Below are 16,880 nucleotides of genomic sequence, written 5' to 3'. Positions count from 1 at the left end.
GAGTTCGTGAAGAACGATGATGGCAGCGAGCGCCTGCAGATCAACGCGCAGAACTGCGTGCACTGCAAGACTTGCGATATTAAGGACCCAACGCAGAACATTGTGTGGGTACCGCCGGAAGGTGGCGGTGGGCCGAATTATCCGAACATGTAAAAGGGAGTTCTCACTCGGTCTAAGGGTGAGCGCAACCCATGCCCCAAAAGGCCGGTGCCCAATCCAGGATTAGGCACCGGCCCTCAAGCGCGTCTATCTTCCCCACCAACGCTTTCGTTCCTAAGCAGACTTCACTTTAGAAATTGAAGTTGTCGATATTCGAAGAATCGAACGTGGTCGGCGGTCCAAGCACGACTTCGCCGCTCTTGCCCACTGTGCGCTTGCCCAGCTTGCCTGCGTCGAAGCTGTCGCCTTCCTTGCCCGTGATCGTCCCTGAAGCGAGGTTAGCCGCCGCGTACGCCGCGAGGTAACCAAGTTGACCCGGATCCCACAACTGGAACGCCTTTACGGTGCCGTTCTTGATGAACGCGCGCATCTGGTTCGGCGTGCCGAGTCCGGTCACTTCGACCTTGCCCTTGGCTGGCGACGTCGAGATATAACGCGCCGCTGCTGCGATACCCACGGTCGTCGGGGAAATGATGCCCTTCAGGTTCGGATAAGCCTGCAACAGACCCTGCGTTTCAACGAACGATTTCTGATCGTCGTCGTTACCGTAGGCAATCTTCACCAGCTTCATCTTCGAATATTCCGGCTTCTTCAGTTCCTCCTCCATCCACTTGATCCAGGTATTCTGGTTCGTGGCATTCGGCGTAGCCGAGAGAATCGCGAACTCACCTTCGCCGCCGATCAGCTTCGCCATCAACTGCACCTGCCCCCGTCCGATGCCTTCCGAGTTCGCCTGATTGACGAAAATCTGGCGGCCATCGGGTGCGGTATCGGAGTCGAACGTGACGACCTTCACGCCCTGAGCCATCGCTTTCTTCAGGTACGGAACGACTGCGTTGGCATCGTTCGCGGCAATCACGATCGCGTCCTGGCGCTGCGTGATCAGCGTGTTGATGTACTGGACCTGCGACGACGCGCCCGCGTCCGACGGCCCCACTACCTTGCCCTGGCCGCCCATCTCCTTGATGGCCGCCAGACCGCCGTCGTCGGCAATCACTTCGTACGGGTTGTTGATCTGTTTGGGCAGGAACGCTATTTTCAGGTCCTTTTTCAGATCCGCGGCGTTCGCGCTGATCGGAATCATCGCCGCCGCGGACACCGCGATCAGCGCGGCGCATAGCGCCGGACCGCGAATGGACTTAAAGGGTTTGAACATGCTTGTGTCTCCTGATGTCGCGCGCTGCTCCGGTTCAATGAATGGCCGAAGTCTTCACGCTGGTTTTAAAAAGCCAAGCTTCAAGTAAGCGTCTGCGTCATCAAGCGCTTTTCGCGCATGACACGCCAACGTGCAACAAGATTCGGAATCAGCACCGACGACAACAACAAACCACCGGTCACAATGGTCAGCGTCTCGCTTGATACATCCGAGAGCGTCAACGCATTGCGCAACACGCCGATGATCAGCAACGATAGAAGCACGCCGATCATGGACCCGCGTCCACCGAAGATGCTCACGCCGCCGAACAGCACGGCCGCAATCACCGACAGTTCGAAGCCCTCTCCGTTGTCACCGCGAGCGCTGGTAAAGCGCAACGTGTAGACCACGCCCGCGAGCGCGCTCATCGCGCCGGACAGCATGAAAAGCTTGAGCTTCGTACGCGCCACGTCGATACCGGAAAACTGCGCGGCAACGGGATTCGCGCCGATCGCGTAGAGGCTGCGTCCGAACGGCGTAGCTTGCAGCAGCACCGTAAAAACGACCGCCCCAATGATCACAAGGACAAACGGCATGGGCAGGAACGCGGCGACGGTATCCATCCCGAACGCGGTATAGGACGCCGGAAAATCCGCGACAGCCTGGTCGCCGAGCAGCACGTACGCCAAGCCGCGAAACAACGCCAGCGTGCCGATGGTGACGGCGAGCGAGGGAAGATTGAAGCGCACGATCACGAGCCCGTTGAAGAGGCCGGCAAGCGTTCCCGCGACCAATACAATGGCGATCACAAGCGGCATGGGCAGCCCCATGTGCCAGAGCACACCCATCAGCGCGCTCGATGCGCCGAGCACGGACGCCACCGACAAATCGATTTCAGCCGCGACAATGATCAATGTCATCGGCAACGCGATCAACGCGATCTCGGTGAAGTCGGCGAGCATGTTCGAGAGGTTGGCGCTCGAGAGGAACACGGGCGACAACACGCGCCCGAGGATCAGTCCCAACACGAGCACGACCACGAGCATGGTTTCCCACGACAGATGCCGGCGCTTGGTCAAAGCGAGTGCGGAATCGGGTTTAGCCATGATCGCGTTTCCTCATCATGCGGCGCGCGACCGAGCGCGCCAGCAGTGTGTCAAGCGTGATCGCCGCGACGATCAGCGCTCCCTGAATAGCCTGCTGCCAGAACGGCGATACGCGCAGCACCACCAGCGCAATGTTGATCACGCCAAGCACGAGCGCGCCAAGCGTTGCGCCGAGGATGGTGCCCACGCCGCCCGTAATCGCCACGCTGCCCACCACGGCTGCGGCCACCACCTGCAATTCGATGCCCTTCGCCGTACTCGCTTCGACCGTGCCGAAACGCGCCAGCCACAACACGCCCGCGAGGCCCGCAATCGCACCGGACAACAGGAAGCCAATCATCACCCGGCGCTCTACGCGAATACCTGCAAGCCGTGCAGCTTCCGGGTTCGATCCGATCGCGTAATGCTCGCGTCCGCCGCGATATTGCTTGAGATAGATGCCCATCGCGAACAGCACGACCACCGCGATCAACACCAGGTTCGGCAAGCCGAGCAGCGAACCCGTCGCGATGCGCGAAAACGCATCGGGAAGGCTGGTCGCGTTGATCTGGCCACCGTGGACCCAGGCGTAATCGGCGCCGCGCACGATGTACAGCGTCGACAAAGTTGCCACCAGCGAAGGCACGCGCCCGAACGTGATCAGCGTGCCATTCACCGCGCCAATCGCAAGGCCGATGGTTATGCCCGCGAGCATCGCAACCACGATCGGCATGTGCGGGAACATCACGAAGAGACTACCGACCGAATACGCGCTGACACCCACAACCGACGCTACCGACAGATCGATATGCCGCATCAGCATCACGACCGTCATGCCTGCCGTGAGCAAGCCGATGATCGATACATTGAGCAGCACGTCGCGCAGATTCTGCAGATTCAGGAACTCGGGTTTCACTGCAGCGGTCGCTGCGACCAACGCAATCAGCACGACAAACAAGGTCGCCTCGCGGCTGCGAACCAGGTCCGCCAGCAGGTTGCGGCGTTTGGGCTTGGGCGCGTGCACGGCAGGCATGGCGGGAGAATGTCGGGTCATCACGCTGCCTTTCCCAACATGGACGGCGATGCGCCGAGCGCGGCGCTCATCACGCGTTCTTCGTTTGCATCGGCGCGTGCAATGTCGGCGCTGATACGCCCTTCGTGCATGACAAGAATGCGATCGGCCATACCGAGCACTTCGGGGAGCTCGCTTGAAATCATCAGGACTGCCATGCCTTCGCGCACCAGTTCGGCGAGGGTCCGATACACCTCCGCCTTCGCACCGACATCGATACCGCGAGTAGGTTCGTCGATGATCAGCACTTTAGGCCCTGTGGCCAGCCACTTTCCAAGTACGACCTTCTGCTGGTTGCCGCCCGACAGCGTGCCTACCGGCGCGTCCAGGTCGCTCGCTTTGAGCCGCAGGCGTTTGCCCCAATCGGCGGCGAGCGTATTCTCGCTGCGTGATGAGATCAGCCCATGTTTGACAAGGCGCCCCAGCACCGTCAACGATGCGTTGCGCGCAATGCTCAGTTCCAGCGCAAGACCTTGCGCGCGGCGGTCCTCCGGCACCAGCGCGAGTCCCGCGCGGACTGCCGCTTGCGGCCGGCCGAGTTGCAACGGCTTGCCCGCGATATGAACCTCGCCCGCATCCACCTGATCGATGCCAAAGATCGCTCGCGCGACTTCGCTGCGCCCTGCGCCAACCAGCCCCGCCAGCGCCACGATCTCGCCTGCTCGGACCTCGAACGAGACGTTCTTGAACACGCCGTCGCGCGTCAGGTTACGCACTGAGAGACGAACCTCGCCGGGTGCGACATCGGCTTTCGGATAGAAGGTATCGAGGTCGCGTCCGACCATCTTGCTGACGATCGAATCGATGGTCATGTCGGCGGTCATGGCGTCGAAAACCTTCAGGCCGTCGCGCATGATCGTCAGGCGCTGTGTCAGCGCGAATACTTCGTCCAGCCGGTGCGTGATGAAAAGAATGGCGGCGTCGCGTTCGCGCAATGCACGCACAATGGAGAACAGGCGCTCCACTTCAGTCAGCGACAACGCCGCCGTCGGCTCGTCCATGATCAGCACATTCGCGTTCAGAGACAGCGCTTTGGCGATCTCGACCACTTGCTGATCGGCGATGGACAAACCGCGCACCAGGCGTTCGGCGCGAAGATTAACGCCAAGCGATTGCAACAGCGCGTCCACTTCGCGATTCATTTCGTCATAGCGAATCCGGCCGAGCCGGTCGCGGGGCTGACGTCCCATGTAGATGTTTTCCGCGATGGATAGATCCGCGAACAGCGTAGGTTCCTGATAGATCACGGCGAGGCCCGCATCGCGTGCTTCGGCGGGATTCGCGAACGTACGCGCCTGTCCGTCGACCAGCAATTCGCCCGAGTCCGGTTGATACACGCCCGCAAGCAGCTTGACCAAGGTCGACTTACCCGCGCCGTTCTCGCCGAGCAATGCATGCACTTCACCCGGCCATAACGCGAGGCTGCCGTCGCCGAGCGCACGCACGCGGCCAAACGACTTGCTCGCGTGCCTTAGCTCAAGCCGAGGCAGATTGTTATTACCCATACTGTCTCCTTCAGATGCGATAGATACGTTCTGCGTTGCTCTTCACGAGTGCATCTTTCTCCGTATCGCTCAGGTCCGCCACAATGGACGCATACGCGTTCCACAGCCCTTCATACGTCGCAAACAAGCGGTCGACCGGAAAATTTGACGCGAACATCGCACGCTCGCAACCAAACGTATCGATCGTCTCCAGCACATACGGCCGAAAGCTTTCGATGCTCCACTGATGATCGAACATCGCGAGCCCACTGATCTTCACCGCTACGTTCGGACATGCAGCGAGTGCACGCAAACCATCACGCCATACACGAAAGCCCTCCACGGACGAACGATCCACGAACATGCCGGCATGATTCACGATGAACTGCGTATCGGGATGTTCCTGTGCAAGCTCAGCCGCTTCTTTCATCTGCGATGGGTAGAGCTGCAGATCGAACGACATCGAATACCTCTTCAGTAACGCGAAGTTCTTGCGCCACTGCGGTTCACGCATGTAGTGCCGGCCGACGTAGTCATAAAGCGGATTCGCATGCACGTTGAGTATCTGCCGGATGCCACGCGTGTTGGCGAATGCAGCATGCCCTTCGAGCACTTCCTGCACGTTATCCTCGGATAAATCCGCGCCCGCCACGATCGCGTTCGGTAACCCGTGGCCTTCGTTATCGGCAACCTGTTGGAGCCACCTCGTTTCTTCCACCGGATCGGCGGGATCGTGGTTGGCATCCACGTGTACTAGCTTAAGCACCTGGACCGTCCCGGCATCGCGCAGTAAATCACTGATGAGGTAGTCGTGCTTCAGCTCGCGTGCATCGCCGACGAACGACTTACCCGGGTTCTCCAACCACGGATAGTGATGCGTCTTCAGATCCCAAAGGTGAATGTGCGGATCGACAACCTGCATGGATATGTCCTCGTGCCGCAAAGGCTAAAAACGAAAAGCGAAAGCGTCAGGGTAGATGGAAGACTGGCACGAGCGCGGCTTGCACCGGCGAGCGGTCAGGGTTTGTTTCCATCAGGTCGGCCATGCTGTCCCACCATTTGCGCATGATGGGCAGATCGGGTAAGGCGTCCATGGTGTGGTCGCGCTCACGCTTGAACGTGGCGAACAGGTGCCCGGTGGTGTCGTCGAGGAAAATCCAGTAATCGCGGATCCCGGCGTGACTCAACGCCTCGGCCAGCTCGGGCCATATGTCGCGATGACGCCGCTCGTATTCATCGCGCTGGCCCGGTTTGAGGGTCATCCTGAACGCAATCGTCTCCATTGCGGCTTGCCTTTTTATAGGTGTTGAACCGGTTGATTTCCGGCTGTTACGTTACGACTATAATTCGCCGACTGATAACATGACAATCCGAAGTCAGGATCAGCCGATCGCAAAACCGAATCGCATAATAGACGCACGAGGACGCCCGATGACTCAGAACGTCTCCCAGATTGCCCTCGTCAATCGCCTGAAATTCAAGCATCTCGCGCTGCTTGTCGCTCTCGACGACGCCCGCAACCTGCACCAGGCCGCCGAGGCCATCAATGTCGCCCAGCCAAGCGCCAGCCGCATGCTCAGCGACATAGAAGAGGCGTTCGGCTTCCTCCTGTTCGAGCGCAACGCCCGCGGCATGCAGCCCACGCCGCTCGGTGTCGCCACGCTCGCCTATGCGCGCCGTTCGCTTGCCGACCTCACTCGCTTCGCCGCCGACCTCGAAAGCAAGCGGCGCGGTGGTCATGGTCAATTGACGGTGGGCGCGATCATGGGCGCGGCGCCCGACGTGCTTGCCATGGCCATCGCCGAACTCAAAAGCGAACGGCCGCTGCTCAACGTTCGTATTCTTGGCGAGACCAGCGACCAGGTGGTGCAATTGCTGCACCGCCGCGAAGTGGATCTCGCGCTCGGCCGTCTCACCACGCCGCTCCAGCACAACGACTTCGACTTCGAACCGCTCTCGCGCGAGGCCATGCGGCTGGTTGTGCGCGCCGCGCATCCGCTCGTCCATGAAACCACGCTCTCGCTCGACGCGCTGATCTCCTGGCCCTGGATCCTTCAACCCATCACCAGCCCGGCGCGCGCGTTGTTCGAAGAAGAGCTCGCGCGGGCCGGGCTTGCTTCGCCTTCCAACGTAGTCGAGTGCGCTTCGATCTTCGCTACGCTTCAGCTACTGCAGAACTGCGACGCCGTCGCCATGCTGCCGGAATCCGTCGTACGCGATTACCTTCGGGCGCATTTGCTGGTCGAACTGCCCATTGAGATCGGCAAAAGCCTGTCGGGCTTCGGTCTGCTCCGGCGCAAACATGAAACGCTCAGCGAACCCGCCGAATACTGCATCGCGTTGCTGCGCAAGTACTCGGCGGGCTCGTTCACTGAAGGTTGACGAACAAGCCGCCGTCCACCAGCAGCGATGCCCCCGTTACGTATCGCGCACGGTCCGATGCAAGAAACGTCACGCACTGCGCGACGTCGTCGGGTTCACCCAGGCGTCCCAACGGAATGCGTTTTTCGAAGTACGCGCGCTTCTCGGTATCGGCGAGATCTTCGGCGTTCAGGTCCGTCGCGATTGTGCCGGGCATGACCGAATTGCAGCGGATGCCGTAAGGCCCCAATGCGATTGCGCACGACTGCATCAGCGAATGAACGCCCGCTTTGGTCGGCGTGTAATGCGTCTGCATGCCACCGCCAACGAGTGCGCTGATCGAACTCGTCGCGACGATCGCGCCGCCTGTTCCTTGCAGTTTCATCTGGTTAGCGACAGCCTGAGTCACATAGAACGCACCGTTCAGGTTGACGCCAATGGTCGCTTCGTACACCGACGCCGGCATATCGAGGAACGAGTGGAATGGACAGATACCGGCGTTGCTGGCGAGGACGTCGACGTGACCGAACGCATCGACTGCGTGCTTCACAAGCTCTAGCCCTGTCTCACGCTGCGCCACGTTTCCTTCGACAGCGATCACTCGCCGACCGAGCGCTTCTATCTCACCGACCACCTCTTGCACGGCCGACAACCGTCCATATGAGCGGTCGTTATCGCCCCAATAGTTCAGCACGACGTCCGCGCCTTCCTTCGCGCACGCCACGGCAATCGCGCGGCCAATGCCTCGCGATCCGCCCGTGACAATCACCACTTTGTTGTCGAGCAGCACGGTTAAACCTCAGCGTTTCAATGTTTCAGTGTGTATAAGGACGCACAAGGGTGCATTCGGGATTGAGCCGCACGCCAAAACCCGGTGTATCCGGTACCTTCATCCGGCCATTCACGGGCACGGGTTCATCGAGCAGCAGCGGATTGAACATGGGCACGACTTCGTCGGCTTTCGGCGCCATCATCAGGAACTCCGCAAACGGCGAATTGTGCCGCGTCACCACGAAGTGATAGCTATAGACGGATGAACCATGCGGCACGACCAGTACGTTATGAGCATCAGCAAGCGCGGAGATCTTGATCAGTTCCGTGATGCCGCCACACCAGCCCACGTCCGGCTGGACCAGATCGGCACAGCCCATTTCAAACAGCATGCGAAAACCCCAGCGCGTGGCTTCATGTTCACCGGTCGTCACCATCATGCCGCGCGGCACCGAGCGCCGCAGTTCGGCGTAACCCCAATAGTCATCGGGTGGCAACGCTTCTTCGAGCCACTTCAGACCGTACTCCTTCGCCGCGTGCGCGAGGCGCGTTGCGTAGTTCAGGTCGAGGCTCATCCAGCAGTCGAACATCAGCCAGAAATCATCGCCTACTTTCGAGCGCATATCGGCAAGCTTCGCGATGTTCTTCGCCAGCCCTTCCTCGCCTTCCGCGGGTCCATGCTGCAACGGCATCTTGCCGCCGATAAAACCCATCTCCTTCGCCAGGTCAGGACGTGCGCCGGTTGCATAGAACTGCAGTTCGTCGCGTACAGGTCCACCTAAAAGATGAAACACCGGCTCCTTGCGAACCTTCGCAAGCAGGTCCCACAATGCAAGATCGACGCCCGAAATAGCATTCAGCACAATGCCTTTGCGCCCGTAGTAGAGCGTGGCGAAATACATCTGGTCCCACATCTTTTCGATGTCGGTTACCCTTTGGCCTTCGAGAAACCGCGCCAGATGTTTCTCAACGATAAACGCGCCTATCTCGCCGCCGGTGGTGACCGCGAAGCCGACGGTGCCGTCGCTCGCTTCAATTTCGACAACTAACGAACCGAGCACATTGATGCCGAACGACTGACGGCTTTGCCGATACTCGGGGTAACGCCCCATGGGCGTAGAGATATGGTCGTCGATCCAGTGATCGGCGCCCTGGTCGTGATAATCGGCGCCACCGCCGCGAACGGTGAACGCGCGAACGTGGCGGATGGTAGGCATGGACATGATCGGACTCCGTTAAGGTTCTAATGTTCAGGACGCTTTGGCACGCTTGTCGTGGGGCTTTGCGTGAGGATCGTGGGCATGCGCGGATGCACGTACAGGCCGCACGAACACGATGATTGCCAACGCTGCGAGCATCGCGACGAATCCGAGCAACACGAGGCCGGCACTCGTCGATACATAGATGCGTTCCGCGGCCGTGCGCACCATCGGCGCAACGAAACCGCCGAGGCCACCAAGCGAATTGATCAGCGCAATGGCGCCCGCCGCGGCAGCGCCAGTCAGGTAATGCGTGGGAAAGGTCCAGAACAGCGGTTGTGCTGCAATCAAGCCGCTCGCCGCGAAACACAACGCGATCAGCGAGATCACGGGTTGACCTGCGAGTCCCGATACCGCGATACCCGCACCGGCTACGACCAGCATCAGCACGGCGAGCCATCGATGCTGGCCATGACGATCCGCATATCGCGGCACCACCCACGTAACAAGCACCGCGCACAACCACGGGATTGCAGTGACGAAACCGACCTTCGCACCCACGTTCGCGCCAAGCAATGCGGCCACTTGTTGCGGCAGATAAAAGATCACGCCATACACGGACATCTGAATCAGGAAATACACCCCCGACAAGATCAGCACCCGCGGATCAATCAATGCTGCAAGCACACCGCGCGGCCCATGCGCCGATGCTGCCTGTGAATCCTGGGAGAGTCGCGCGAGCAGCAGCTCACGTTGACCGGCATTTAACCAGCGGGCTGTGGATGGATCGTTGTCGAGATACCAGAATGCCCATACGCCTACGATGGAGGCAAGAACGCCTTCCACCAGGAAGAGCCATTGCCACCCTGCAAAACCGAACGCGCCATGCAGGTCGAGCAACGCGCCAGACAACGGGCTGCCGAAGATGAAAGCGAGCGGCGCGCCGAAATAGAACACGCCTAATGCCCTCGCTCGCGCCGATTGGGGAAACCAGCGCGTGAGGTAATACACAATGCCGGGGAAAAAACCTGCCTCAGCCACACCCAGCGCAAAGCGCAGGACATAGAACATGGTAGCCGTGTGCGCGAATGCCATGGCTGCGGACACAAGCCCCCATGTCACCATGATCCGGCACATCCAGAGCTTGGCTCCCACGCGATGCAGCAGCAAGTTGCTCGGCACTTCAAAAATCGCATAGCCGACGAAAAACACTCCTGCGCCGAACGCAAAGGCCGCATTCGAAAGACCCGTATCGTGCTGCAGCGCTTTCTGCGCGAAGCCGATATTTGCCCGATCGAGAAACGCCAGCATGTACATCAGCAGCAGGAACGGCAGCAGACGGCGCATCACGCGGGCGACGACGGCGTCCTCCGCAGTAGCGGGTTCGCTCATGCGTGTCTCCAGATATTTTTATATGGCGGATGCCCAAAGAGACACCCGAGAGCGGCTTCAGTAGGTCGCGCGGCCACCGGACAGATCGAACACGGACGCTGTGCTGAACGCGCAATCTTCCGAGCTGAGCCACAGGATCAGCGACGCCGCTTCTTCCGGCAGGAGGAAACGGTTCATCGGAATCTTCGACAACATGTAGTCAATATGCTGCTGCGCCATGGAATCGAAAATCTCCGTCTTCGCTGCAGCCGGGGTCACCGCGTTAACCAGGATGCCGCGCGTGGCGAGTTCCTTGCCCAGCGACTTCGTGAGCCCTATCAGGCCAGCTTTCGAGGCGCTATAGTGCGACGCATTCGGATTGCCTTCCTTGCCCGCCACTGAAGCGATATTCACGATCCGTCCGTAGCCTTCCTTCAACATGTGGGGCACGACGGCGCGACACGTGAGATATGGGCCAATCAGGTTCACGTCGATCACACGGCGCCATACGTCCGGCGCCAGCTCCCAGGTCGTGCCGTTGCCGCCGGTGATGCCCGCGCAGTTGATCAAGACATCAATCTTTCGATGCGCTTCCAGAGTCTGCTGCGTCGCTTTCTCAACCGATGCCTCTTCCGTCAGTTCGACCACGGCGACGCTGACCTTGCCGGCCTTCGCGAGTTCGCCGCGAGCGCGCTCAAGGCGTTCGGCGTCGATGTCCCATAGTGCGACTTCGGCGCCGGAGGCAAGCGCGCGTTGTGCCACCGCATAGCCAATACCGCGTGCGCCGCCAGTAATGACCACGGTCCGTCCAGCCAGATCGATCTGGTTCATCGTGTCTCCTTTTGTATTTAGGATGATTGTTTGTTTCGGCACCCTGTTTCGGCACCTGCTTAAAGCCGCTGATTGATGAACTATAGGGGCGCGCTCATAGCAAAACAATCCGACTATTCGATGGTCCGATAGCAAAAGTGGATCACAAACTACTAGAGGGAGTATTCGGGGTCGGGTTTAGCCGGATGACGCCCATTGACGATAAGCGCCAAGCTGGTGAATCGGTCGTTCTTTCCGCATTGCTCTTTCAGGCATGTGGTTTGCTCCAGCCGAGATGTCCATTGATCCAGGGGGAAGATGGAAACCACAGCAGTGACACTCCCCGAAGTATCGTTAAACACCATGCCGGTAGCCCGCTACGCGGATCTCACCTGACGGAGAAAGCTATGGAACCTGTTTCGCACGGAATTATCTTCTGGCTGATCATTGGCGGAATTGCCGGTGCGCTCGCTGGCCGGATCGTCGATGGAGGCGGCTTCGGAATTATTGTGGACATCATCGTCGGCATTGTCGGCGCGTTTATTGGCGGTTGGCTGGGCGGCCTACTCGGCCTGCACCTGGGCGGCGGCATCATCGGGTCGCTGATCACTGCGTTGATTGGCGCCGTGATTCTGCTGGCTATCGTGAGGCTCTTTAGCCGAGGGCGAAGCGCTCTTTAGCCGAAGGCGAACCGTTTAGCTGCAAACGCACCGGGCCGATTCTTTAGCCGGGTGACAGCCACCGCAGCTCGCTTGACCAAAATCCCGCACAGGCGCGTCGCCCGTGCGGGATTTTTATTTGGCCGCTCCAAGTCTTTATATTCTTTCATCTATATAAGGCATCCTGATTAATTTAGTTAAGAGCTAACTAAAAACCAGCCACCGCCCGGCTTGGTCATTTCTTTTCGCAAAGACTCTACGCGCCAACACTAATAGTTTGAAAGCGAGCCTTCTGTCATTCTCGACCATATTCCCTGCGAAACATCAAAGCTCCGCCGAGCCCGGTTTTTAACACTCGGCTCATGCATTTCCGTGCCGACACGTCTGAGGAAAATACAATGATCGGATTGAGCCCTTCACACTGAGTTTTACACCCTTCATTCATTGCGCAGAATTTAATTCAACATGGGTAAGAACAAGAACATCGAACGGTTTCATGCTTCGCGGAAAGCGCATGAAGCGTTTTTCGGGCGCCTGCTTGCCTTACTTGCTGCACTGTTGACCTGTGCAGTGCTCTGCGCGCCGGCCGCGGCCGACGTGCCGTCGCTTAAAGGCAAGCGGATTGGCATCTCCGTCGCAGGAACCGAGCATTACTGGGACTTGAAGGCTTACAAGGGACAAATCGATGAAGTGAAGCGGCTGGGCGGGACACCCATCGCGATGGACGGCGGCCGCAAGGATAGCCAGCAGATTGCCCAGCTTCAGGCGCTGATCGCGGACAAGCCCGACGCCATTATTGAGCAGCTTGGCACCGCGGTCGTGCTCGAACCGTGGCTCAAGAAAATCCGTGAAGCGGGCATCCCGCTCTTTACCGTCGATACCGCCAGCCCGTCGAGCATCAACGTAACGACCTCGGATAATTTCTATATTGGCGAGCAGCTTGCATTGAAGCTCGTCAGCGACCTGCATGGCGAAGGCAATATTCTCGTCTTCAACGGCTTCTACGGCGTGTCGGTCATGGCGATGCGCTACGACCAGTTGCGCGAAGTGCTGAAATGGTATCCGAAGATCAGGATCATTCAGCCCGAGCTGGTCGACGTGATTCCGAATACCGTGCAGGACGCCTACTCGCAGGTCAGCGAGTTACTGAGCAAATATCCGGCCGGCACCCTGCAGGCTATATGGGCAGGCTGGGATATACCGCAGGTCGGTGCGACGCAGGCTGTTGACGCGGCGGATCGTCTGGAGATCAAAACCTATGCAGTCGATGGCAGTCCCGACTTCGTCGCGCTGGTCAAGAATCCGAACTCCAGCGCTACGGCTGTGGTCGCGCAACAGCCTTATCTGATTGGCAAGACAGCAGTCGATAACGTAGCGCGCTATCTGGCAGGCGATCGCACGCTGCCTCCCGCCACCTATGTGCCGTCGATTCTCGTCAGCAAGGACAACGCCGCGCAGGCGCAGAAGACGCTGGGCCAAGCCGATACCAAGTGAGTAGTGCCCGCGAAATAGCGAGCGCCTACCATCAGGATAGCGAATCAACTGTCCTTTAATCTTGGACCTCGGGAATCCATCCCGCCTTGGCCACATCTGCCCGCCTGAAATCCACGAACCGGGACTCAAGATCCGCAATCGTACGGATGTCATTCTTGACCAGATCGTCACGCGTGATCAGCGCAGGCTTTATTTCGATCCTGTGTCCCGGGTCCTGACCCGCCACCAGCAGCGCAGCGGCTCGCACCGAAACCGCGCCCACTACCGCCGGATTAGTTGCGGCAGTGGCAACCCACGGACTCCCGGGCGCCCGGATCGCCTCAATATCAGCCGTCGATATATCGGCGCTATAGATGCGGACCTTCGAAGCGATGCCCGCCTCGTCCGCAGCCAGCTTCGCGCCGCGAGCGAACTCGTCATAAGGCGCAAACACTACCCGTACATCCGGATGCGCCCTATACGCGGCCGCTGCCTGGTTGGCCACCGACTGCGCAATCGGATTATCCACCGTGCCGAACCGTGCCGCCTCCCTGACCTTCGGATGCGCGGTCTTGAACGCCTTCCAGACAGTGTCGCGCCGGTCAAGCGGCGCAAAACCCGGCACATAGACGTAGGCTGCGGCAAACGCATCGCCGTTATCTTTCACTGCCTGATCGAGCAACAAAGTCGCGAGATCGTGGTCACTCTGCTCGATCTGCGGCACCTTCGGATTGCCGAGGTCAACGTCAAATGCTACGACCTTGATGCCTTTATCGAGCGCCACCTGCACCACGTCCTTCAAGGACTCCGGCAAACCATGATTCACGATAATGGCGGAAACGCCCAGATTGATTGCCTGCTGGAACTGGTCACGTTGCTGGGCAGCGTCCTGACGACCCTCGTAAATTCGCAAATCGATGCCGAGCGCCTTGGCCTGCTTTTGCGCACCCGCCTCATAAGCCTGGAAGAAATCGCCGGTCGAAAGATAGTTGACCAACGCGATCCTGACGCCGCCTTTATCGAAAGGTGCGGGAGCGTTGGGTAAGCCGCCTGCTGCATAGGCGGAGATGCTGCCGGCAAGCAACGCCGCGACGAACAAACGGCCGATAGGTTTAAGCATGAAGGGTGGTTTCCGTTTCCGTGGAGTGAGAGCGTGGGGACGACGTCAGGCTGAACGCGCGCGGCCATACGGCTTTGCTGATCGGGGGCAACGGGTTCTTTATCTACAACCTGATTTCAGTTCCACGGGTGGCGCGCCGGCTTGATACCGTTCAGGTAGTAGTTGCCCACAAGGTGATATTTCCAGCGCACCGGGTCGTGCAGCGTATGCGTGCGCGCATTGCGCCAGTGGCGGTCGAGGTTATGCGCAGCAAGCGTCGACTGCGTGCCTGCCAGTTCGAACAACTTTTCACTGGCGAGCAATGCGATCTCGGTGGTCAAGACCTTTGCTTCGCCAACAGCCACCGATGCACGAGCGATATCGTCTTCGCTTGGGGCATGTCCTTGCGTTGCAATGGTGTCCAGCGTGAGCGCGGCGCGTTCGAGCAACGCCTCGGCCGCGTGCAGGTGAATGTGAAGATGACCCACTTCACGTATCACAAGCGGATCGTCGCTTGCGCGCTCCACGCCGCTATCGATCCACGGACGCGAACGCTCACGTACAAATTTCAGCGTGTCGTCCACCGCCGCCCGCCCGATACCCGCATCGATAGCCGCCTGGATGATCTGGGAAATCGGACCATTAAGCGTCGGCTGGTCCGATACGCGAAACGCAGGAAATACGTGGGAGGCCGCCACCCGCACCTGGTCCGCGATAACCGTGCCGCTAGCGGTGGTGCGTTGACCGAAGCCCGACCAGTCATCGATAATCTGCAACCCTGCCGTACCCGCTGGAATGTAGGCAAGCCAGCTACGGCGTTCGTCGTCGAGACCGAGGATAGGCACGTAGTGCGCGAACAGGGCACCGGTCGAATAGAACTTCGTGCCGTGGACGACATACTCGCCACCCTCGGCCGTGACGCGCGTCTTCAGGTCGAGGACGTGCTTTGTGCCTTTCTCCGAAAAGCCGTTGCCGAAGCGCTTGCCGCGCAAAATCTCGCCGAAGAAAAACTGCTTCTGCTCGGGAGTTCCTGTTAGGGCAATGACGTCGACAAGACCCAGGTGGTTCTGGGGCAACTGTGCCAGCGACGGATCGGCTGCAGCGATGATCTTGATGACTTCGGTCAGTGTCACGTATGAGACGCCCGCGCCGCCAAACTCTTTGGGTACGGTGATCGCCCATAAGCCAGCTTGCGAAAACCAGTCGATTTCCTCGTGCGGTAAGCGTCGCTCGCGATCCCGATCGCTAGCGTGTACGGTCAAGCGAGTGGCTACTTCGTGAGCGCGTGCGATGGCTTCGGCGTCGTCGCGGATGATATGCGCGAGTGTTTTTTCTGACGATCCGTCTGGATGGATTGGTGCAGGACGCGTTGCTGTACTTTGCGGAATGGCTGACATGCTTACCCTTTTATGTGTCGGATCGACACCAATCTAGCAGCGCCATGACCGGGTTCAAACCGAACGATAACGCTAAGGACATCAAGGGGTCGCTTCTACGCTTAGCTCCATTGCTGCTTAGGTTTTGCTCGCGCGGGTGGATGGGTTTGGTCGGGGTGGGGAGTTGGGGTTGCCAGGTTCCGGGGTTAGTGGTCGGAGTTGATGCCGGGTTGCCAGGTTCTAGGGTTAGCGGTCGGAGTTATTGCCGGGTTGGTGCTTTCGGCGGTAGTGGTCTGCTTGAGTCGGATTTTCTCTTTATCACTATTAGCCACTGCGCGTGGCGGCGCGTCATTTCTTTGTCCAAAGCGACAAAGAAACGAAGCAAAGAAAACGCTTTCACCGCTCTACCCTAAGTGTCCACAGCGTGCAGTTCCCATTCATAGGTGCCCCAAAAGCACGGTGCTCGCCAGAGCGGAGGATGTTTGAAGCCCTCCTTCTCCGAACACGGGTTCTGACACGCTTCGCCACCAGTGATTGAATCTGCCAACGGTTCACCCCGCGCTATCCGCGGAAAACCTCCCCGCCGAATTTGTACGCACAACGAACCAAGACGCCAACCCACTTTGAAACGAGGCCCCGAGATATCTCAGGCCGTAACTCACGAAAATAATGTGCTGACCAAGTCGCTAACCCACCAAAACATGAAGCAGTAAAGATGCGTGGGGCCGTGCCGGTTGCGGGGCGAATGAAGCTTGCCCGAGAGCACTGGTGGCGAAGCGTGTCTATGTCAGGATTCGCGAGAAGGAGGGGTTCAACCATTAGTGGT

At 59.2% G+C, this 16,880-nt stretch carries 16 protein-coding genes; 4 read left to right on the top strand and 12 right to left on the bottom strand.

The window, feature by feature from the left end; translation table 11 throughout:
• On the top strand, positions 1 to 153 hold a 153-nt coding region (locus GSQ93_RS01650; protein WP_158933956.1), incomplete at its 5' end, for a 4Fe-4S dicluster domain-containing protein.
• A 136-nt stretch (positions 154 to 289) separates the two neighbouring features.
• On the opposite strand, the gene rhaS is transcribed toward GSQ93_RS01650, so the two are convergent.
• From rhaS to rhaM, 6 genes are all read right to left on the bottom strand, one after another.
• Complete coding sequence (gene rhaS, locus GSQ93_RS01645; RefSeq protein ID WP_158933955.1) at positions 290 to 1,315, bottom strand: rhamnose ABC transporter substrate-binding protein; 1,026 nt, start codon at positions 1,313 to 1,315, stop codon at positions 290 to 292.
• An 80-nt stretch (positions 1,316 to 1,395) separates the two neighbouring features.
• The gene (locus tag GSQ93_RS01640) at positions 1,396 to 2,400 is read right to left on the bottom strand and encodes an ABC transporter permease (RefSeq protein WP_158933954.1); all 1,005 of its coding nucleotides are present in this window, start codon (positions 2,398 to 2,400) and stop codon (positions 1,396 to 1,398) included.
• Positions 2,393 to 3,433: an ABC transporter permease gene (locus tag GSQ93_RS01635; protein WP_158933953.1), complete on the bottom strand. Its 1,041-nt coding sequence runs from the start codon at positions 3,431 to 3,433 to the stop codon at positions 2,393 to 2,395. Before GSQ93_RS01635 ends, GSQ93_RS01640 begins: the two co-directional genes overlap by 8 nt.
• On the bottom strand, positions 3,433 to 4,956 hold the full coding sequence (locus GSQ93_RS01630; RefSeq protein ID WP_158933952.1) for a sugar ABC transporter ATP-binding protein: 1,524 nt from the start codon (positions 4,954 to 4,956) through the stop codon (positions 3,433 to 3,435). Before GSQ93_RS01630 ends, GSQ93_RS01635 begins: the two co-directional genes overlap by 1 nt.
• A gap of 10 nt (positions 4,957 to 4,966) precedes the next feature.
• Positions 4,967 to 5,857, bottom strand: a complete 891-nt coding sequence (locus GSQ93_RS01625; RefSeq protein ID WP_158933951.1) for an amidohydrolase — start codon at positions 5,855 to 5,857, stop codon at positions 4,967 to 4,969.
• 46 nt (positions 5,858 to 5,903) lie between these two features.
• Positions 5,904 to 6,218, bottom strand: coding sequence for an L-rhamnose mutarotase (gene rhaM / locus GSQ93_RS01620; RefSeq protein ID WP_158933950.1), 315 nt, complete (start codon positions 6,216 to 6,218; stop codon positions 5,904 to 5,906).
• A 148-nt stretch (positions 6,219 to 6,366) separates the two neighbouring features.
• Between rhaM and GSQ93_RS01615 the strand changes: the two genes are divergently transcribed.
• The gene (locus tag GSQ93_RS01615; protein ID WP_158933949.1) at positions 6,367 to 7,317 is read left to right on the top strand and encodes a LysR family transcriptional regulator; all 951 of its coding nucleotides are present in this window, start codon (positions 6,367 to 6,369) and stop codon (positions 7,315 to 7,317) included.
• Here GSQ93_RS01615 and GSQ93_RS01610 read toward each other — a convergent pair.
• Genes GSQ93_RS01610 through GSQ93_RS01595 form a run of 4 tightly spaced genes read right to left on the bottom strand, consistent with a single transcriptional unit; the run spans position 7,304 to position 11,468 of the window.
• Positions 7,304 to 8,086, bottom strand: a complete 783-nt coding sequence (locus GSQ93_RS01610) for an SDR family NAD(P)-dependent oxidoreductase (RefSeq protein ID WP_158933948.1) — start codon at positions 8,084 to 8,086, stop codon at positions 7,304 to 7,306. The genes GSQ93_RS01615 and GSQ93_RS01610 overlap by 14 nt on opposite strands.
• A gap of 25 nt (positions 8,087 to 8,111) precedes the next feature.
• Entirely contained in the window at positions 8,112 to 9,290 is a 1,179-nt protein-coding gene (gene rhmD / locus GSQ93_RS01605; RefSeq protein WP_158933947.1) for an L-rhamnonate dehydratase, read from the bottom strand.
• A gap of 27 nt (positions 9,291 to 9,317) precedes the next feature.
• Positions 9,318 to 10,658: an MFS transporter gene (locus GSQ93_RS01600; RefSeq protein ID WP_158933946.1), complete on the bottom strand. Its 1,341-nt coding sequence runs from the start codon at positions 10,656 to 10,658 to the stop codon at positions 9,318 to 9,320.
• A 57-nt stretch (positions 10,659 to 10,715) separates the two neighbouring features.
• A complete protein-coding gene (locus GSQ93_RS01595; protein WP_158933945.1) occupies positions 10,716 to 11,468 on the bottom strand; it encodes an SDR family NAD(P)-dependent oxidoreductase in 753 nt (250 codons plus the stop codon).
• 386 nt (positions 11,469 to 11,854) lie between these two features.
• On the opposite strand from GSQ93_RS01595, the gene GSQ93_RS01590 reads away from it, so the two are divergent.
• Positions 11,855 to 12,127 (top strand): GlsB/YeaQ/YmgE family stress response membrane protein, encoded by a 273-nt coding sequence (locus GSQ93_RS01590; RefSeq protein WP_158933944.1) that lies wholly within the window; start codon positions 11,855 to 11,857, stop codon positions 12,125 to 12,127.
• 444 nt (positions 12,128 to 12,571) lie between these two features.
• Complete coding sequence (locus tag GSQ93_RS01585; RefSeq protein WP_158933943.1) at positions 12,572 to 13,600, top strand: sugar ABC transporter substrate-binding protein; 1,029 nt, start codon at positions 12,572 to 12,574, stop codon at positions 13,598 to 13,600.
• Positions 13,601 to 13,655: 55 nt separating this feature from the next.
• On the opposite strand, the gene GSQ93_RS01580 is transcribed toward GSQ93_RS01585, so the two are convergent.
• Together GSQ93_RS01580 and GSQ93_RS01575 are read right to left on the bottom strand one after the other, a co-directional pair.
• Entirely contained in the window at positions 13,656 to 14,699 is a 1,044-nt protein-coding gene (locus GSQ93_RS01580) for a substrate-binding domain-containing protein (protein WP_158933942.1), read from the bottom strand.
• A 116-nt stretch (positions 14,700 to 14,815) separates the two neighbouring features.
• Entirely contained in the window at positions 14,816 to 16,075 is a 1,260-nt protein-coding gene (locus GSQ93_RS01575; RefSeq protein WP_158933941.1) for an SfnB family sulfur acquisition oxidoreductase, read from the bottom strand.
• Positions 16,076 to 16,880: the final 805 nt, after the last annotated feature.

Source organism: Burkholderia sp. S171 (assembly GCF_009766085.1).
Taxonomy (GTDB): domain Bacteria; phylum Pseudomonadota; class Gammaproteobacteria; order Burkholderiales; family Burkholderiaceae; genus Caballeronia.
This window is presented reverse-complemented; position numbering and strand designations above follow the sequence as displayed.